The organism is Mitsuokella apri, from assembly GCF_047974105.1.
In the GTDB taxonomy this organism is placed as follows: domain Bacteria; phylum Bacillota; class Negativicutes; order Selenomonadales; family Selenomonadaceae; genus Mitsuokella.
The window spans coordinates 40,453-59,456 of record NZ_JBHYRS010000010.1 but is presented as its reverse complement, the minus strand read 5'-3'; the positions used below and the strand labels follow the sequence as shown (position 1 = coordinate 59,456).

13 protein-coding genes are annotated in these 19,004 nt (G+C 52.7%); 2 read left to right on the top strand and 11 right to left on the bottom strand.

Annotated features, from left to right (window positions below; translation table 11 throughout):
- Positions 1-11: 11 nt before the first annotated feature.
- From ACE419_RS10960 to ACE419_RS10935, 6 genes are all read right to left on the bottom strand, one after another.
- Positions 12-1,688 carry a carbon starvation CstA family protein gene (locus ACE419_RS10960; protein WP_432647387.1) on the bottom strand — a complete coding sequence of 559 codons (1,677 nt, stop codon included), beginning with the start codon at positions 1,686-1,688 and terminating at the stop codon, positions 12-14.
- 239 nt (positions 1,689-1,927) lie between these two features.
- On the bottom strand, positions 1,928-3,022 hold the full coding sequence (locus ACE419_RS10955) for an NADH:flavin oxidoreductase (RefSeq protein ID WP_432648495.1): 1,095 nt from the start codon (positions 3,020-3,022) through the stop codon (positions 1,928-1,930).
- A 113-nt stretch (positions 3,023-3,135) separates the two neighbouring features.
- Complete coding sequence (murA, locus tag ACE419_RS10950) at positions 3,136-4,401, bottom strand: UDP-N-acetylglucosamine 1-carboxyvinyltransferase (RefSeq protein WP_435722022.1); 1,266 nt, start codon at positions 4,399-4,401, stop codon at positions 3,136-3,138.
- A gap of 105 nt (positions 4,402-4,506) precedes the next feature.
- Positions 4,507-6,621 (bottom strand): SpoIVB peptidase S55 domain-containing protein, encoded by a 2,115-nt coding sequence (locus tag ACE419_RS10945; protein ID WP_435722027.1) that lies wholly within the window; start codon positions 6,619-6,621, stop codon positions 4,507-4,509.
- Positions 6,622-6,777: 156 nt separating this feature from the next.
- The gene (locus ACE419_RS10940; RefSeq protein WP_435722021.1) at positions 6,778-8,310 is read right to left on the bottom strand and encodes a phosphodiester glycosidase family protein; all 1,533 of its coding nucleotides are present in this window, start codon (positions 8,308-8,310) and stop codon (positions 6,778-6,780) included.
- Between the two features lie 109 nt (positions 8,311-8,419).
- Positions 8,420-9,442, bottom strand: a complete 1,023-nt coding sequence (locus ACE419_RS10935; protein ID WP_036378469.1) for a rod shape-determining protein — start codon at positions 9,440-9,442, stop codon at positions 8,420-8,422.
- Positions 9,443-9,834: 392 nt separating this feature from the next.
- Between ACE419_RS10935 and ACE419_RS10930 the strand changes: the two genes are divergently transcribed.
- The gene (locus ACE419_RS10930; RefSeq protein ID WP_295715175.1) at positions 9,835-10,791 is read left to right on the top strand and encodes an L-lactate dehydrogenase; all 957 of its coding nucleotides are present in this window, start codon (positions 9,835-9,837) and stop codon (positions 10,789-10,791) included.
- A 91-nt stretch (positions 10,792-10,882) separates the two neighbouring features.
- Positions 10,883-11,329: a hypothetical protein gene (locus ACE419_RS10925; protein WP_432648425.1), complete on the top strand. Its 447-nt coding sequence runs from the start codon at positions 10,883-10,885 to the stop codon at positions 11,327-11,329.
- Positions 11,330-11,418: 89 nt separating this feature from the next.
- On the opposite strand, the gene alr is transcribed toward ACE419_RS10925, so the two are convergent.
- From alr to ACE419_RS10900, 5 genes are all read right to left on the bottom strand, one after another.
- Entirely contained in the window at positions 11,419-12,528 is a 1,110-nt protein-coding gene (gene alr, locus ACE419_RS10920; RefSeq protein WP_435722020.1) for an alanine racemase, read from the bottom strand.
- A gap of 155 nt (positions 12,529-12,683) precedes the next feature.
- Positions 12,684-13,994, bottom strand: a complete 1,311-nt coding sequence (locus ACE419_RS10915) for an S-layer homology domain-containing protein (RefSeq protein ID WP_435722019.1) — start codon at positions 13,992-13,994, stop codon at positions 12,684-12,686.
- Between the two features lie 233 nt (positions 13,995-14,227).
- Positions 14,228-15,523, bottom strand: coding sequence for an S-layer homology domain-containing protein (locus ACE419_RS10910; protein ID WP_435722018.1), 1,296 nt, complete (start codon positions 15,521-15,523; stop codon positions 14,228-14,230).
- A 259-nt stretch (positions 15,524-15,782) separates the two neighbouring features.
- The gene (locus tag ACE419_RS10905) at positions 15,783-16,931 is read right to left on the bottom strand and encodes a twin-arginine translocation signal domain-containing protein (protein ID WP_295715165.1); all 1,149 of its coding nucleotides are present in this window, start codon (positions 16,929-16,931) and stop codon (positions 15,783-15,785) included.
- Positions 16,932-17,029: 98 nt separating this feature from the next.
- Entirely contained in the window at positions 17,030-18,952 is a 1,923-nt protein-coding gene (locus ACE419_RS10900) for a phosphatase domain-containing putative toxin (RefSeq protein WP_295715163.1), read from the bottom strand.
- Between the last annotated feature and the right edge of the window lie 52 nt (positions 18,953-19,004).

Below are 19,004 nucleotides of genomic sequence, written 5' to 3'. Positions count from 1 at the left end.
CTCCGGGCTCATTATTTGCCAAGAACGGCATTGCCCTTTTCGAGGAGCTCTTTGCCGCAGTGCTTGACAACGAGGCAGGCCAGAATCATCAATGCGATGGCGATGACGAGCTGCAGGCCGTCGACACCGATGAGGAATTTGCCAGCCATGAGCTTCGTGATGCCGCCATAGACACTCATGACAAGTGCCGTCATCGTGACGATGAACATGAAGACCATCGGCACATAGAGCATCCAGCCCTTGCGATTCGTCATCTTAAGGAAGACGGCGAGGGAAATCAGGACGAGGGCCGACAGCAGCTGGTTCGCTGCGCCGAACAGCGGCCAGATATTCATATAGCCGGCAAGGCAGAGGCCATAGGCAAAGACGAGCGTGAGAATCGTGGAGAAATACTTGTTCATGAGGAAATTCTGCGTGGCAGACGGTGCAACACCATCGCTCGGCTTGATCATTTCCTGGAAGGACATGCGGCCAATGCGCGCAACGGAGTCAATCGTCGTCATGCCGAGGGCCGAAACGCACATCGTGATGAAGCAGGCCGAGAAACCAGCCGGCAGGCCAAAGATATTCGTGAAGAAACCGCTGATGCCCTTTGCGAAAATCTGGAACGGCGTACCCTGTGCCATGACGCCGTTAGAAGCAGCAGCACAGGCAATCGCGAGGGCGACAACGCCGAGCATGCATTCGCAGAGCATAGCGCCGTAGCCAACTGGCAGCATATCTTTTTCGTTCGAAATAGCCTTCGAAGACGTACCGGACGAAACGAGGCTGTGGAAGCCAGAGACAGCACCGCAGGCAATCGTGATAAAGAGGATTGGGAACAGCGGTTTGCCGCTGACTTCAAAACCGACAAAGGCCGGCATATTGACAGATGGGTTGGCAGCGAGAACGCCGATGACGCCGCCGGCGACCATGCCGAGAAGCAGAAATGCACTCAGATAATCACGCGGCTCCATGAGCAGCCACATCGGCAGGACTGCAGCGATGAAGCAGTAACCGAAGACGATATAACGCCAAGTCGGTACATCAAAGTAAAGCGGGAACTGCATGCCAACGGCAAACATGGCAATGACGAGGACGACAGCAACGAGGAACTTCAGTACACCAGACGGTTTGACCTTGCTGATGAAGATGCCAAAGCCCATGGCAACGAAGATGTAGAGCATCGAAATCGTGGCAGCCTGAGCACCCGGCGTGTTCAGCGTGCCGTTCGGACCAAAGCCGTTGAACGTCTTGGCGATGATATCGGCAAATGCTGCAATGACGAGCAGCGTGAAGAGCCAGCTGAACAGCAGGAACAGGCGGCGGCCCGTGCGGCCGACATACTGCTCAATCAAAAGGCCCATCGACTTGCCGTCATTCTTGACGGAAGCATAGAGTGCTGTGAAATCCTGTACGGCACCGAAGAAAGCACCGCCAATCAGAATCCAGAGGAAGGCCGGCAGCCAGCCAAACATCGCGGCGATGATCGGGCCGGTTACAGGGCCTGCACCCGTAATAGACGAAAACTGATGAGCGAAAACCGTAAAGCGCGAGGCCGGTGCATAATCCTGACCATCGTTTTTGCGCACAGCCGGCGTCGGCGCCTTGGGGTCGATGCCCCAGGTTTTGGCCAGCCAGCGTCCATAAAACAGGTACGCACAGGCAAACCAGACAAGTGCGATACCGACAAGCATTAATCCTGTCATATGAATCCTTCTTTCCTACCCAATGAAAACAATACAAAAAAATTGTAAAAAAATAAATCCCGATGTGCGACGTGCGCGCTCAGGATTTATTTATCTCTCAGTGGAGTACAAACCATCTGATAATCCCTTTTGCGCCGTTGCACTGGATACTTAATGGATAGTTTGTATATTATCACTACGTTATAAAGTTGTCAACTTGTAAAGTAAAGATGTACTTTTCAGAGTCTTTTCACATTTTCTTAAGACTCTGCCGCAGCCTTCTTCCGGCGGGCACGCTCCTTCTTCCAGGCCCAGATGCAGCGGATGCCCGGATGCATATGCGGCAGTACGAAGCAGCGGCTGCAGGAAACGCAGATGGACTTTTCGCCGCCGGCAAGTTCTTTCTTGACAAAGTCAGGCTCGGCAATCAGGGCACGGCCCAAAGACACGCATTCAATGCCTGCAGAAATGACTTTTTCCATGTCATCAAGGGAACGCACGCCACCGACCAGACTCAGGGGCATTTCCGGCACTTCGTCCTTCAGGCGCTTAATCTGCGAGAAATAATAGAGCGTTGCATCCTTCGGCTGATTGATGAAGTCCGCTCCCGAAAACTCGACGAGCTCGATGCCAAGCTCTTTCGCACGGTGCAGCAGATAGACCATCTCGTCATGATATCCTTCCGCATCCTCGTCCTTCGTATCCACATTGACCTTTAAGAGCACAGGGAAATCCTCGCCGCAGGTTTCCTTGATGCCGCGGATGATTTCTTCCACCATGCGGAAGCGGTTTTCGCTGCTGCCGCCATAGGCATCCGTGCGCTGGTTGAACACGGGGTCAAGGAAGCGCGAGAGCAGATAAGAATGGGCGGCATGCAGCTGTACACCGTCGCAGCCAGTCTCTTTGATGCGTTTTGCAGCATCAATGAAGCAGGTTTCGATATGATGGATCTCTGCAACGGTCAGTTCGCGCGCATGGCGTCCTTTTTTCAGCGGACGTGCCACGACATCGACAAGGTCCTCGTTGTCAATCGCGCGCGGTCCTGCATGGTTGATCTGCGGGATAAAGAGGACTCCGTGTGCATGCGCGATTTCTGCAGCTTTGCGGAACTGCTGCGCATAAGCATCATTGTAGATATTGACCTGTTCCGGATTGGCACGTCCCAGCGGATCAACGCAGCAGTGTCCCGTGATGATAAGGCCCACTTCGTTTTTAGCCAGCGTTTCGTACATATCGTATTCGGCATCCGTCATACAGCCGTCCTTGCCTGCCAGGAAACTGTGCACGGCAGAACGTATGACGCGGTTCTTGAGTGTCAGATGCTGCAGCTGCAGCGGCTTTTCGATGATGCTCATGATTTCAATTCTCTCCTGTTCTGTATAATTTCTACTATTATATTGTATAATGCCAAGATGAAGAAAAAAGAAAAAGGGCTGTTTTGTCAACAGCCTTTTCCAAAAAATCTTGCTTACTTATCCACGCGGCAGATATCCGCGCCAAGACCGACGAGCTTTTCGACGAGATTGTCGTAGCCGCGGTCAATATGATGAATGTAGCCGACCTGCGTCTCGCCTTCTGCGACAAGACCGGCAAGGACCATCGCTGCGCCGGCGCGCAGGTCCGTGGCTTTGACCTGACAGCCATAGAGCTTCTCGACGCCCTCGACAATCGAAGTGCGGCCATCGATCTTGATTTTTGCGCCCATGCGCTTGAGCTCATCGACATGCATGAAGCGGTTCTCAAAGACCGTCTCCGTCACCATGCCCGTGCCTTCCGAAATGGCCATCATGGCCATGAACTGAGCCTGCATATCCGTCGGGAAGCCCGGATACGGCATCGTCTTGATGTCGACCGACTTCGTGCGGTGGTCACAGGTCACGCGGATGCCGCTCACATCCTCTTCAATCGTCACGCCGGCTTCCTTAAGCTTGGCAATGACCGGCTTCAGATGCTCGCTGATGGCATTTTCGATGTAGACATCGCCGCGCGTCATGGCAGCAGCGACCATATAGGTGCCGGCCTCGATGCGGTCGGGGATGATCGTGTAGTCACGTCCCGTGAGCTTCGGCACGCCCTCGATCTTGATGACGTTCGTGCCGGCACCGCGGATCTTGGCGCCCATGACGTTGAGGTAATTGGCGAGGTCGACGATTTCAGGTTCCTGTGCCGGATTCTCAAGGACCGTCTGCCCTTCGGCCATCGAAGCGGCCATGATGATATTCTCAGTTGCCCCGACACTCGGGAAATCGAGATAAATCTTCGCGCCCTTGAGGCCGTCCGGAGCTGCAGCTTCAATGTAGCCATGTCCGACGCGGATCTTAGCTCCGAGAGCCTCAAATCCCTTGAGATGGAGGTCGATCGGACGCGTGCCGATGGCACAGCCGCCCGGCAGCGAAATCTTGGCCTGACCGCAGCGCGCGAGCAGCGGTCCCATGATCAGGAAAGAAGCGCGCATCTTGCGCACGAGGTCATACGGCGCTTCGCAGCTGCCGATGACCGTACTGTCCACCAAGAGCTGGTGTTTTTCCTGATTGAATTCAGCTTTTACGCCAAGTTTCTGCAGAACTTCCGTGATCGTGTGCACGTCTTCAAGAGCCGGCACTTCATCGAGAAGACTCGGCGTGTCCTGTCCCAGAAGCGTCGCTGCAATGATTGGCAGTACCGCATTCTTCGCCCCGCTGATCTTGACGCGGCCTTCCAGCCTGCGTCCGCCATGTATAACCAACTTTTCCATTTAAGTCCCTTTTCCTCCTATAGTAACACAGCGTCTGCTCCCGCTGCGTCTTAAGCATCATTTTCCAGTGTACCATTATATTTACCTGCTGACAATAGGGGGCGGTCACTTTCTCTCGACCTGCAGGGTCGTATGGATGGCATTGTCGATGATATAATTCGTGGTAAATTTCGTTTCGCCCGGATTCTCCTTCTTGGCATTGTTCAGCGAGAACGAGAATTTGCGCTGTTTCTGAGCCTCGGCTGCGGCTTTCTGCGCTGCGCGCAGGGCCTTGCGCTGCTGCTGAGGCGTCAGGGCAGCTGCCGAAGCACCCGGGGCAATGATGATATCATTGTTGCGCCCAACCTGCTTGAGGCTCTGGAGCTTGTCCTTTGTCGTCGCCGTCTTGTCTTCCTGTGCGAGAAGGTCAACGCCTGTCTGCTGCAGGAGCTTGAGCTGCGTCGTGACCGGCGTGATGCCGCCGCCGCGGATATCAAGAGTCAATGGCCCCTCTGCGGCTGTAAGCGGCACGCGGTAAGGAATCAGGAGCGTCTCTTTGTCACGGCGGTACGGCTTGATGGTCGTCGTAAATTTCACGAGGTCACCGGGTTTTACGACACTCTTATCCGGAATTGCGGAAATGAGCGACGCTGTCTTGCGGCCATTTTCCATCTGCACATCGACCTGTACGTCGACGATATCGGATTCCTGCTCCGTATTCGAGCAGATGACGCTCATGGCCTGCATGATTTCGCCGACGGCAATCTGGCCGACATCGGCCGTATTATAGAACATATTGCTGCGTTCGAATTTGCCGCCGTCCGCTGCATTCGTGCGAATCGTGAAATGGACATTGGCCGTGCTGCCTGCGAGCGTATCCGATGTCTTGGACATGGCAGCATAGGCAATGCCACCCGAGAGCTCCGGCAGGAAGTCTTCGTCATAGGCAATGCGCGCACCGTAATCATCCGTGCGGCCAAGGGTATTGTCCTTGACGCGGACCTTGACCGGCACGACCGTCGGAAAGTCGCCGATGGTGCCGGCGATGCCGGTTTCACGGTCCTGATTGACGCGGCCGATGATATTGCCGATATTGGCAATCTTCATGCCGTTGCTCTGGCCGCTGATCGTGCCGACGACCGTGGCATCCGTCATGAAGTAGTTGACATTGCCGCGATGCAGGAACGGATGGCCAAAGCCAAGGATTTTCCTGCCATCGACCGCTGTCACGGTACCCGTGGCACCGACAGCGAAATCACCGTAGACGATGGCGACACCGACGGCACTGCCCGGCTGCAGGCTCGCATGGTAGAGCGTATTGCCCTCACCTTCGGAGCGTACCCCCATCGGCAGGAACGTGACATCATGCCCGAGCGGAACGTTTTTCTGCAGGAAGTCAATGCCCGGCTGATTAAAGCCAGACAGATACATGACAGCCTTTGGCTGCTTCGTAAGCGCGGCTCCCTTGGCCTCTTTTGTATTGGCAGCTTTTACATCGGTGACAATTTCAGCCGCAGCTTCTGCCTCATCTTCTGCAGTCTTTGCTTCGTCCGTTTTTTCTGCGGAAGCTTTGTCCTGTGCTTTCGTTTCGTCTGCAGCCTGCGTATCCTTATCTTGATCTTTTGCCTCAGGCTCGGCCTTGACTGCTTCCTGCTTTTTCTTTGTCTCGGAGATGGTATCTTCGGCCTCATGAATGACATCCATAATGCGGTTCAGCACGGCATTGCCATTCGTCTCTGCCTTTTTGCGGTCTTCTGCCTTGGCCTTGGCTTCCTCTTTCTTGCGTTCCTCCGTGACTTTCTGGAGATTGACCGTCTTAAGGCGCGTCTTATTCTTATTGTCCGGCATCGACCAGAGCGGGATCATGTCCTCGATTGGCGTGATGAAGAACGTATACGGCGTCATTTCCTTGATGCCGGCAGCCACGGCGCCGACAAGGCGGCCATTGACATAGACAGGGCTGCCGCTCATGCCCTGCAGGATGCCGCCCGCCTGCTCAATCACAGGGCCGCGGGCACGCGCCATGATCATGCGGGTCGAGCCTTTGCCATTATCCATATTGCCGATGATATCGACATCAAAACTGCGGATTTCACCAGAACTGTCCACTACGGTATAGGCCGTACCCGTCATGCCGCGCTGGACATCCTGAAAAGGCAGGATGGGGTCCATGGCATGGGCTGGAACGGCAGCCGTTGCGAAGAACATCGCAGCGATTCCGGCTGCAACGACCTTCTTCATGAATTTATGCAAGCGTATTCACCTCGTAAACGCAAAAATTAAGAATCGGAAAAAATATTGCTATTTCCCATTATAACATACTCGTCCAGCCCTGTGTCTCAATATATGCAAATAGAAGGATAGAATCCGCAGATTTATCCTTCCTGACATGTATTCTTATTTCCGTACGAGCACAAGACCATCGCCGACCAGGCGTTCCTGACCATCGGAGGGCGAATTCTGTACATCGCCATTGATCACAAGGTCGGACGAACCGCCGCCATCGAGATTCAGGGCATCGCGCGCGCCGAATTTCACGAGCAGCTTCGCCCAGTCCGTGAGCGTCAGGCCGACGCTGTGCGACTGACGGCCGTCGACGACTGCCAAAAGGTACTTGCCATCCTTCGTGATGCCGACAGCGCTGCGCGGTGCGCGGCCAATGCGGATATCAGCAGGGAAATCCTCTTCATCCGCCGTCATATAGACGCGGCCGTTCGCAACGAGGCGCGGACCGCAGCCGATGATGAAATCCGCATCGTCCCAGTCGTCGCCGAGGTCTTCCGTAATCTTCACGGCATCGCCGACCTGGACGCCGGCGAGCTCGTCAGCCACCGTGCCATGCACGGAAAGGACGACGCCGTCCGCAGGAATCGGGGAATTGTTCTGACGGATATCCGTGACATGGCCGTTCCTTACGACGTATTCACGTCCGTATTCATTCGTGCCTGTCGTCGCGCCGTACGCGCGGTTGTAAATAACGAGGCTGTCCTCGCCGCGTTCGCAGTCGACGCCGCCCACGCTGACCGTAGTGCCGCCGACCATAACGGTGCCGTTATACGAAATTTTGCCGAACATCGGCGTGCCGTCTTTCTTGAGGCCGAACGCCGAACGCGTGTAATACGTCGTGCCGACGACCTGTCCATCGATCTTCGTCACGCCGATGAGGTCGCCATTCGGGGCAAAATACGAACCGTTGATGCCGGCCACACCGCCCGCACGCGCGACAATGCCGCTGACGGCCTCGCGCCCGGGGATTTTGCCTTTGGCCAGGACCGGCACGAGTTTATAGCGAGCAGGGTCAGCCTCTAAAAACCAGGCCGAGACTTTGCCGTAATCGTCCCAATAAACATAGGTATGCTCGACAAGGCCCGGTGCAATCTGCTGGACATAGTCGCCATCGATGGCAGAAGGCATAGTCTTAGAAGAGGACGAAGAAGCGGCGCTTGATGAATTTGACGTATTTGCCGTGTTCTCTGCGTTCGACGTATTGGCTGCAGGCACCTGCGCGTTCTGCGCTGCGTCCGTATTGCCCGTGACTTCAGAACTTGGCAGGACATCGACAAAAAGGCGCGTCGGATTCTTCAGCGTATGCACCTGATAAGAAAGTCCGGCCTTGAGCTTCATCGTGACGATGAGATGCTTGCCTTTTTTATTGTAGGAAATCGACGAAATGCGCGTGCCCTTGGCCGGTACCTCCTGAAAACCCTGATACGAAGTATCGGCGAGGTCGAGCGTCAGCGTACGGCCGTCGGCCGAAACCGAAGTCGTATACACAGGCAGCGAGGAAAATTCATAAACGACGCGGTCATGCTCGCTGCCGCTGTGAAAACGCATGGATGTAAGCCCTGCCGCCATGGCAAAGCTCTGCATGAGGAATACCGCAGCTGCGGCAAAGACGGCCGCACGGCGGCCGATCCGTTTGATATTCATCCGAAAACTTCCTTCCAATTCCTTTTCCTTCTATTATAAATAACAGATAACCTGTCACAAATAAAAACCTTCCCCACAGGCAAAGTCTGCGGGGAAGGGAATTCAATCATTATTTCCCGATTTTGAGGTTCATAGCCTTGCCGTCAAACTTCGAGAACGTGTCGAGTGCTTTGCCGCAGCCAAGAGCTACGCAGGAGAGCGGGTCATCCGCAAGTGCTGTCGGGATGTCCGTCTCACGGCGGATGAGCTCATCGAGGCCGAAGAGCAGCGCGCCGCCGCCCGTCAGAATGATGCCGCGGTCCATGATGTCAGCCGAAAGCTCCGGCGGCGTCTCCTCGAGAACCTTCTTGACGCATTCGACGATGCGCGAAACAGAAGCGCCAATGGCTTCTGCCACCTGCTTCGTCGTGATCTGCACGGTTTTCGGCAGGCCCGTCAGAAGATCGCGGCCGCGAATATCGAGCGTTTCATCGCGGGCTTCAGGATAAGCAGCACCGACCTTGAACTTGATGTCCTCAGCCGTGCGTTCGCCAATCATGAGGTTAAACGCGCGTTTTACGTAAGCGATGATATCCGAGTCGAATTTATCGCCGGCAATGCGCAGCGACTCGCTGTTGACGATGCCGCCGAGGCTGATGACGGCAATATCCGTCGTGCCGCCGCCGATATCGACAATCATAGAACCGCACGGCTCCACGATATCGAGGCCGGCACCGAGAGCGGCTGCGAGCGGCTCCTCGATGAGCTGCGTATGGCGGGCACCTGCCTGCTCAGCGGCTTCCTGTACGGCGCGCTGCTCGACCATCGTGCAACCCGACGGGATGCAGATCATGATGCGCGGACGGAAAACAAAGCTGCGGCCAACAACCTTCTCGATGAAATGGCGCAGCATGCTCTCTGTAATATCATAATCCGCGATGACGCCCTCACGCAGCGGACGGATGGCGACGATATTGCCAGGCGTACGGCCGATCATGCGGCGTGCCTCCTCGCCAATCGCCAAAACGCGGTTCGTGTCCTTATCGACAGCCACAACCGACGGCTCGCGCAGGACAATGCCCTTTCCCTTTACATAGACCAGCACATTGGCCGTGCCAAGGTCAATGCCGATATCCATTGACATACCAAACATTTTATTGAAATCCCCTTCCGAAAGAATAAAAACGCAATGATACAAATAATACCTTTGAAAAGATTTTAGCAGAGCCAGCTGAAAACCAGCGGGAAGTACTTGCCGGATGCCTTTGCCTGCCCTCTTTTCTACTGATATACTATATAATAATTTTTTATCTTTTACAATGGGCAAAACAAGCGAAAAAATCACAAATTTGACTATCCAGCCCTTATCTCATACCAATTTGCAAAATTTCATGTCATTTACAACAATTTACGATAATTTTGTGAAAAATATCTCTTTTACTTCTTTAAAAGACACATTGACAATGACGAAACAGGATGATACGATAAACTTGACTTAGGGAAATTTTACGTTCCTTTTACGATTTTACAGGGGGTTATCGAACAATGAACAACAGAAGAAAAATCGTCGTCATCGGCGCCAGCAACGTTGGCTCTGCAGTAGCAAACAAGATTGCCGACTTCCAGCTCGCAACGGAAGTTGCCCTGATCGACCTCAATGTTGACAAGGCATGGGGCGAGGCTGTTGACTCCAGCCACGCAACGAGCTGCGTCTACAGCACGAACATCAAGTTCCACCTCGGTGATTACGATGACTGCAAAGATGCAAACATCATCGTCATCACGGCCGGCCCGTCCATCCGCCCGGGTGAGACGCCGGATCGCCTGAAGCTCGCTGGCACGAACGCAAAGATCATGCAGTCCGTCTTCGGTGAAATCGTTAAGCGCACGAAGGAAGCTATGATCATCATGATCACGAACCCGCTCGATGTCGCTACGTATGTTGTTTCCACTCAGTTCGATTACCCGCGCAACCTCATCCTCGGCACGGGCACGATGCTCGAGACGTATCGTTTCCGCCGCATCCTCGCCGACAAGTACCAGGTAGACCCGAAGAACATCAACGGCTATGTTCTCGGCGAGCACGGCAACGCTGCTTTCGTTGCTTGGAGCACGACGGGCTGCGCAGGCTTCTCCCTCGACCACATGGACGAGTATTTCCACAAATCCGAGAAGCTCGACAAGAAAGCTGTTGAGCAGGAGCTCGTACAGGTTGCTTACGATGTCATCAACCGCAAGGGCTTCACGAACACGGGTATCGCTATGGCAGCCTGCCGCTTCATCAAGTCCGTTCTCTATGATGAGCACACGATTCTGCCGTGCTCCGCAGTTCTCGAAGGCGAATATGGTCTGAAGGACGTCGCTCTCTCCATTCCGCGCATGATCTGCGCTGATGGTATCATGCGTTCCTTCGAGATCCATCTCACGGACGATGAACTCCAGAAGATGCACGATGCAGCTCAGAGTGTCCGCAGCGCTCTCGATGGTGCCGGCATCAAATAAGATTTACGCCAAGTAAATACAAAGCGATGGCTCCTCTGCCATCGCTTTTTTGCGGTAAAAAATAAAAACAACTCGAAAGGAAATTTGATTCATGAAAAAAGCAATTGCCATCCTGCTCATCATCGTGGCTGCCTTCCTCGGCACGCTTCTTTACTTCCATTCCCATGACACGCGCACGGCAGACAGCCTGTCGGCTTATGCCCGCATTGAGTTCACGGGCCTGCGCGGCTCCGACGGCACGGCCACGAGCGCCCATTTCACCGTTTGGGATACGCGTTACGACGGCAGCAGGGCTGACAGCAAAGTCACGCTCGTGACCGACGGCAAGGAATGGCCGCTGATCGCTTCGGTCAAACAGACGAATAAGGGCATGTTCCAGAAGGAAAATGAAATCTCCGTCTTCCTGCCGGCAGCCACGCTCGACGACATCAAAGCAGCCAAGAGCGTCCGCTTCCGTTATAACTACAAGGATGGCCAGAAAATTGACCTGCCTTTAAATGACGCCGACCTCTCCTACTGGAAGGGCCAGATCGAATAACAAAATACCGTATGCTAAAAGAAGCATCCCGTCAAAAGCGGAGATGCTTCTTTTCTTTCTATATAAATAGATACGTCTAAATCAGCCTTTTAGCCTTTATAAACGCGCGGCACGCGCGGCGAAATCAGGCAGGTGACTTCGTAATTGATAGTATGCAGCCACTTGGCAGCATCATCGACCGTGACACTGTCATCGCCAAACAGCACCGCCATATCGCCTTCCTTGACATCCGGCAGGTCCGTGACGTCAACCATGACCTGGTCCATGCAGACGCGGCCGGCAATCGGCGCGCGGCGGCCGCCAAACGACACACAGCCCTCTTTGCCATAAGCGCGGATATAGCCGTCGGCATAACCAATCGGCAGTGTCGCAATGCGGCTCTCGCGCTGTGCGATGAACTGACGGCCGTAGCCAATGCTCTCGCCCTTGTGCAGGGTCTTCATGAAGACGACTTTGGCACAGACCTTCATGACCGGCTTGAGGTCAATCGGATGCGTGACCTCGTCCGACGGCCACATGCCGTATTGGATGACGCCGGCGCGCACCATATCGTAATGGGCCTCCGGAATCTCGAGGATGGCCGCGGACTCCGCGATATGGCGGATTTTGAGCTTGACACCGGCCTTTTTGACTTCGGCAAGGGCCTGCTCGAACTTCTCGAGCTGTCCCTTCGTATACGTCTTGTCCTTCGAGTCGGCCATGGCAAAATGGGAGAACATACCCTCAATCTCGATGTTCGGCAGCTTTTTGACGGCCGCAGCCAAAGCGCCGATTTCCTCCGGACGGATGCCGATGCGGCCCATGCCCGTCTCGACTTTCAGATGGACCTTGGCAATTTTATGCTGACGCACGGCTTCCTTGGAAATCGCCTCGGCGAGCGGCAGCTCGCAGACGACCTGCGTGACATCGTAATCGACGATATCGCGTGCCTCATCCGGCATAACAAGGCCCAAAAGCAGAATCGGCGTCGTAAAGCCGGCTTCCCTGAGTTCGATGGCCTCGCCAAGCGTCGCGACCGCGAGATACGAAGCCCCGGCCTCAACGGCGACACGCGCCACAGCCAGAGCACCGTGGCCGTAGGCATCGGCCTTGACGACGGCACAGAGCTTCGCACCGTTTTTGATATTTTTCTTGATTTCTTCGTAATTATGTCTCAGAGCCTTGAGGTCAATCTCGGCCCAGGCTGCACGATTTGGCATGACGATATCCCCTTTTCCTACAAATGACAAATTCCCTTATCAGTTTACTACAAGCCCTTGAAAAGTCAAGTTATGCCTACATTTCTATAGAAAAAAGCCCCTGCCGAAGCAGAAGCTTTTTCCCATGTGTGCATATATAAAGGAAAGGAAAAGGATCAGAAGAAGAATTCGAGTTCGCCGTAGAGGTTCTCGATCTTGTTGTCCGTGGCGATGTTCTTGCCGTTTGCATAGCGCAGCGTCGTGACAACATTGCGGAACGGCGTGTAGTTCGCGCCGACTTCCCAAGCTTTCTGGCCCTGCAGGACAGCATCGAACGTACTGAAGAGAGCCGTATTATCCCCGAGGTAACGGTAAGCAGCCCAGGCACCCCAGGTACCTTTGTTCTCAGCATCGGCTCCCTTGTAGTCATACTCGGCGCTCCAAGCTTTATTGAGGTCATCGGCCGACGTATTGTTGGCATAGAAACCGTTCAAAGCACTCGTGCCGTCGAAAGCATAGCCGGCTTTGACGAGCCAGATATTCGCGTTGTCTTCATCCGACTGTCTCGTCAGATTCTCTTTCTGGTAGCTGAAGTGGTCTGCATTCAGATGATGATAATCAACACCGCCGTTGAATTTGCCATTCTCATAGCCGAGGCCGACAAACTGGTAGTTGGCTGCATCTTCGCCATTGGCAATGTTCGACGTCTCTTCGTTCTTGAAGTTGTTCGACGTGCTGACATCGCTCATATCGAGACGGCCGGCACCGAGCGTCAAGGTCGTCTTGTCGCCAAACGTGACCTGGCCGCCCGAGAACTCCGTATCAAAGATGCTGTCATCATCGATCGGATTGAACTTGCCGAGCTTAACCTGGAAGTTATGGTAGTCGCCCTGTGCATAAACGCGGACGAGGTCGAGGTTCGTATCCTGCGAATCGCCATGATACGGCTCTTTCGTATCGGCGCTGTCCTTGGCCAGATCCGTGTAGGCATCGATACGGGCGTTGACATGCCAGTTCTTGTTGACTTCAGCAGACGGCTCGAGGCGCAGCAGCAGCTCGTCGTCATTGCTTCTCGTGCCGGCGTCTTTATCGCGCTGGCTCCAATACTGATAGCGGGCCTCGCCGTTCCATTTTACCTTGTCGGCGTTGCGCTCGAGGTTGCTTACTCGAACACCGAGGTTATTGAGTTCATCAGAGAACTCGGCTGCGAGCTTGTCAATCAGGGCCTTATCGGCAGCGGAAACATCCGTCTTGGCCATGGCCTTTGCAATCATCTGAGCCATCTCGTAGCGCGTGATGTTTTGGTTGCCGCGGAACGTCGTGTCGCCGTAGCCTTCGATGACACCATCCGCTGCGAGCTGGGATACAGCGTCATAAGCCCAATGGTCTGCCGGTACATCAGAGAATGGGTTTGCAGCAGCAAACGTCGTGCTGGCAGCGCCAACCACAAGAGCCGTCGTCAGTGCGGAAACGAGAGTCTTTTTCATGAAAACTCCTCCTCAAAAACAGAAAATGAACATTCGTTCAATCGCGAACAGGAATTTTCATGAGTATCCATGTTCCCTCAGAAATTCCCATTTCTCAATTGAACATGATTATCATAGTATAATTAAAGTCATCTGTCAAGTTAATTGAGACACATTATCAAGAAATGCATAAAAAAAGGCCTCCGCCGAAGCGGAGGTCTTTTGTGGATTCGTAGGATCTGCTAATCGTGAGATTAGAAGAACATCTCGATACGACCGAAGAGGTTCTCGATCTTGTCGTCCGTAAGGAGATCCTTGCCGTTGCCATAACGGAGCGTAGCAACAACGTTCTTGAACGGAGCATAGTTCGTACCAATTTCCCAGCCCTTCTGGCCAGCGAGAATTGCATCGAACGTGGAGAACAGAGCCGTGTTGTTGCCGAGGTGACGATAAGCAGCCCAAGCACCCCAAGTGCCCTTGTTCTCGGCCTGTGCGCCTTTGTAGCTGTACTGAGCGCTCCAAGCGTTATCAAAGTCATCAGCAGACGTGTTGTTGGCATAGAAACCATTCAAGCCATTCGTCTTATCAAACTGATAAGCAGCTTTTACGAGCCAGATGTTGGCATTGTCTTCGACATTAGCCTTTGCACCCTTGTTAACAGTATAGTTGAAGTCGTCAGCATTCAGATGATGGTAGTCAACACCGCCGACGAACTTACCATCGCCATAGCCAAGACCTGCATACTGATAGTTAGCCGTCGTCTCTTTCGGAAGCTTGAAAGTCTGCTTGAAGTCGCTGTTCTCATCCATGTTCTGGCGGCCAGCACCTGCCGTGAACGTTACCTTGTTGCCAAAGGAAACTTCAGCACCGGAGAAAGCCGTATCGAAGATGCTGTCGCTATCAATCTGAGCGAACTTACCAAGTTTAACCTGGAAGTTATCGTAGTTGCCCTGTGCATAAACACGTTTGAGCTGTACGTTCGTATCCTGAACGCCATCACCATGAGTCGGCTCATACGGATCACTGCTGTCTTTTTCAAGATCCGTCGAAGCATCGAGACGTGCGTTTACATGCCAGTGGTTGTTGACTTCAGCGCTCGGCTCGAGACGGAGCAGGAGCTGATCATCATTCTTCTTCGTGCTGGCATCCGTGTCACGATGGCTCCAGTACGTGTACTCAGCCTTGCCGTTCCATTTAACTTTGTCAGCGTTGCGCTCGAGGTTGCTTACGCGAACACCGAGGTTGTTCAGTTCATCGGAGAACTCAGCAGCGAGTTTGTCGATGAGGGCCTTATCAGCAGCGGAGACATCGCTCTTAGCCATAGCTTTTGCGATCATCTGAGCCATCTCATAACGCGTGATGTTCTGGTTGCCACGGAACGTCGTGTCGCCATAACCTTCGATTACGCCATCAGCTGCGAGCTGGGATACAGCGTCGTAAGCCCAATGATCAGCCGGTACATCGGAGAACGGGTTTGCAGCAGCAAACGTCGTGGAAGCAGCGCCAACAACGAGAGCCGTCGTCAGTGCGGATACGAGAGTCTTTTTCATAAAGAACTCCTCCTTCAAAAAATATAGAATTGAACGTTGTGCCCAAGTTCCATCAGAGGATTCCTCATGAGTGTCCATGTTTCCTCAGTCTCTTCCTTTGATTTTCCTTTAAGCATGCTTATTATAGCATACGAAAATCATAAATGTCAAATTAGATGTGTCTGAAAACTATTTGTAATATAAAAATTGCCCCGCTGCCATGAGGGGAATTCATGACAGCGGGGCTATCAGCTCTTTAGGGAAAGAGGGGTTATTTCAATTAACCAGGGACAACAATATCCAGGACAGTCTGACGGAATGCGTCATATCCCTGATCAACCAAAATCTGGTAAAGGTGCATATCGGAAGCCTGCGAGTATACGTAATTGCGCAGATTATAGAACTTGCTGCTGTCCAGATCTGCATCGCTCAGACCATAATCAGACTTCGCAACCTTCTTCAGGTACTCCTGTGTCCAGGAAGAAATGCCCGAAGTCAGGACAAAATCATGGTCGCCGAGGTGAACGAGGAACGATTCCGGACGTCTTGGCAATGGCAGAGTCTCTCCATCTTTGGCAAGATAACCTTCCTTGATTGGATCTTTGCCGGCAATGATGGCAGCTGCCTTGATATAACCGACCGGCTTTTTCTCTTCACTTGGCCAGCCAGCATGATCATGAGATACAGCAACAGCTACGACCACTTCCGGCTTCAAGCCGCGATACATGCAGTCTGCAACCTGCTGAATATGATGGCAGCCCGTGCCTGCGATCTTGATTTCCGGCAGGCACTTATGATCCGGCGTCCACTGCAGGATCCACGGTTTTGTCAAATCATGCAAAAGCACAGCTTCCGTGAGCAGTTCACGGTTCATAGAATAACCAAAAAACTTCTCATAGTTTTCAATAAGGCTCAATCCTGTCTGCAGATCTGTTGCTACATGCGTAATTAAGCCGCAGGGATAGGCATGATGTCCGCCCCAGCCAGCGCCCGCTGCATCCCAGAAATTCAATTTTGTTTTCACTTCTGGGAAAATCTGGTCTATCGTATTGTCTTCTTTAATGTAACCAGCGGCCAACAAAGCTTTACGGCATGCTTCCTGACTGGCTTTATCGGGGTACTTCTTGAGAATCAATGGCTTCGGAGCTTTCAGGCCCTCCAAGACAACCTTCTTTACATTCGCGTCCTGAAGGTTATTCGCCTTATCCATCAACCAGGCGTAGCCGTATTCACGCAGCGGAGAGCGTTTTGCCATTTCGGTCGGCGTCATTTTCTGTACTTCAGAAAATTTAGCGGCTGTGGTCTGGATATCCCTTGGTGCAGCAAAACCGTTTTTCGGAAGAACCGAAGCCGCTGCAAATACAGCGGCCGCACCTGCTGCGGTCTTAAGGAAATTCCTGCGGTCAATTTTCTTATCCCATACTGCCATAATGACTGCCTCCTTTTGACACAGCAAAAAGGCCAAAATGGCCTATTTGCTAAAATGAGAATTAACTTAGGATTTAAATGGTAGATTGATTTAATTCTTTAAATATCCTGATGCGCTGCCAACCACTGACTCCAGCTCGTCTTGTAGTTGTTCGCATGATTTGCCTGTACATACTGATAGAATTTCTCTACCATATGCGCTTTCTGGTGGTAATAATCTGCCTTCCACTGATCTGGTTTCGGTTTTGCAATTTCGTAAGCAACATAGTTGCCGCCGAGCAGATACTGACGGGAAAGGATATCACCAAGCGACACATCCGGATTCTTCATCATGTCATACATTGCCATATAAGCAGTCGTGCGGCCTGCGCCAGCCTGGCAGTGGAAATGCAGCCATGCATTTTCTGGCAGTGTACGCGTGAAGTTAATGAACTCATCAATGTTAGCAGCCGATGGCCAGATATGGTCCGTAGCGGCGATGCGATAATAATGCAGGCCATTCTGCTCAACGAGCTGTTTCTCGCTCATGACCGATTCGATCTTGGTTGGCTTCGGATCGATTGGCATCTTATTCTTATCGAGCTCTGCCATGATAAGGTTCTGGCCCTTCGCTGCATTCAGGCGGCTGTTTTCATCTTTGAGTACCTCAGCCTTGTTCTTGCCAAGGTTGCCCCAGTCACGCTCACCGTACCAGCTGACAGCATTGCCATTGAAGAGGCCGTGCGTCTCCTGGCGAAGATCCATGATGTAGATAGGTCCTTTGGCCTGCTGCTTGAGAACCGGGAGCATAGCCTGGAACTCACCGTTCGAGAACTCAGCACTGCCGGACATGTAAAGCGTATCCAGGCCCTTGCGCGACGGAGTCATCGTAAAGCCCTTGCCTGCTTTCTTTACATTTACATCCGTTTTAAATGCGGAATTCATCGTGCGGAAATTGCGCGGCAGCTGATTGCGGTCCTTCGTGTCGATACGCCAGATATAGCCGTTGTAATCCGGTTCCCAGGAATTGACCTTATTCTTCTTTGCCCATACACTGTACGGAACTTTAAGGTCCGGATTTTCTTTTACATAATCATAGAAATGCTGTACGAACTGATAACGTTCGATGTAAGCTTTACGGCCATAATTCTTTTTCTTATCCGGAATCTCACTGAGGTCTACGATGCCGATGAGTTTCTGACGCTGGATGATATCATCGAAGCTGACATCTTTAGCATTCTTGAGGATATCGTGCATAACCATGAAGATGGTCGTGCGGCCCATGCCGGCATAGCAGTGATAATGGAGCCATGCGTCTTTTGGCAGGGATTTGTAGAAGTTCAGGAATTTATCGACATCCGGGTCGTCCGGACGGAAATGATCCTGCAGGGTAAGACGGAAATAGTTTGCACCATGGTCTTTGACCATCTCTTCTTCCGTACGAACCTTATTGTAACTTACATAAATCGGAGAAAGCAGTACATTCTTCTTATCATCGAACTGATACGTCGACTGAACGGTCTTATTCTTCAGCGATGCCAGCTGCTCTTTCTCAAGCGGGATGATGATGTCTTCCGTACGGCCATCATTGCCCCAGTCATGATTTGCGAACCAGCTGACAGCCGTGCCATTGAGATAGCCGTGGGACTCACCACGTAAATCGATATCATAGAACTGAGATGGCTTGACCGGAACTTTCTTCAAAATGGCTTCCAGCTCTTTTTCCGAGAAGCAGCTCGAAGCCGAGACATTCATCGTGTCCATGCCCTTTCTCGTAGGCATGACCCCCGTCTTCGTAACGCCAATATACTTATCACTGCCCATGCGGAAATTGCGCGGCAGCTGGCTGACGTCTTTGCGGTCAATCTTCAGAGCAAGTTTTGGCGGATTCTTTACAACAGCAGGTGCCTGAGCCTCAGCCGAAACTTCCTGCATAACAGCAGCCGGTGCCTGAGCAGCCCATGAAGTACCCGGTAACTGGGCACTGCCGAGCATGACAGCTACAGCTACGGAAAGCAGGGTTTTCTTCTTAAAACTGATCATGAAATCTTCACTCCTTCATTTCCTAATTCTCTAGTACGAACCCTTGGCATAT

What these genes read in the sequence shown, in the direction of transcription:
- ACE419_RS10960 (WP_432647387.1), bottom strand. Translation starts at nt 1,688, where the DNA reads ATGACAGGATTAATGCTTGTCGGTATCGCACTTGTCTGGTTTGCCTGT.
- ACE419_RS10955 (WP_432648495.1), bottom strand. Translation starts at nt 3,022, where the DNA reads ATGAGCATCATCGAAAAGCCGCTGCAGCTGCAGCATCTGACACTCAAG.
- murA (WP_435722022.1), bottom strand. Translation starts at nt 4,401, where the DNA reads ATGGAAAAGTTGGTTATACATGGCGGACGCAGGCTGGAAGGCCGCGTC.
- ACE419_RS10945 (WP_435722027.1), bottom strand. Translation starts at nt 6,621, where the DNA reads ATGAAGAAGGTCGTTGCAGCCGGAATCGCTGCGATGTTCTTCGCAACG.
- ACE419_RS10940 (WP_435722021.1), bottom strand. Translation starts at nt 8,310, where the DNA reads ATGAATATCAAACGGATCGGCCGCCGTGCGGCCGTCTTTGCCGCAGCT.
- ACE419_RS10935 (WP_036378469.1), bottom strand. Translation starts at nt 9,442, where the DNA reads ATGTTTGGTATGTCAATGGATATCGGCATTGACCTTGGCACGGCCAAT.
- ACE419_RS10930 (WP_295715175.1), top strand. Translation starts at nt 9,835, where the DNA reads ATGAACAACAGAAGAAAAATCGTCGTCATCGGCGCCAGCAACGTTGGC.
- ACE419_RS10925 (WP_432648425.1), top strand. Translation starts at nt 10,883, where the DNA reads ATGAAAAAAGCAATTGCCATCCTGCTCATCATCGTGGCTGCCTTCCTC.
- alr (WP_435722020.1), bottom strand. Translation starts at nt 12,528, where the DNA reads ATGCCAAATCGTGCAGCCTGGGCCGAGATTGACCTCAAGGCTCTGAGA.
- ACE419_RS10915 (WP_435722019.1), bottom strand. Translation starts at nt 13,994, where the DNA reads ATGAAAAAGACTCTCGTTTCCGCACTGACGACGGCTCTTGTGGTTGGC.
- ACE419_RS10910 (WP_435722018.1), bottom strand. Translation starts at nt 15,523, where the DNA reads ATGAAAAAGACTCTCGTATCCGCACTGACGACGGCTCTCGTTGTTGGC.
- ACE419_RS10905 (WP_295715165.1), bottom strand. Translation starts at nt 16,931, where the DNA reads ATGGCAGTATGGGATAAGAAAATTGACCGCAGGAATTTCCTTAAGACC.
- ACE419_RS10900 (WP_295715163.1), bottom strand. Translation starts at nt 18,952, where the DNA reads ATGATCAGTTTTAAGAAGAAAACCCTGCTTTCCGTAGCTGTAGCTGTC.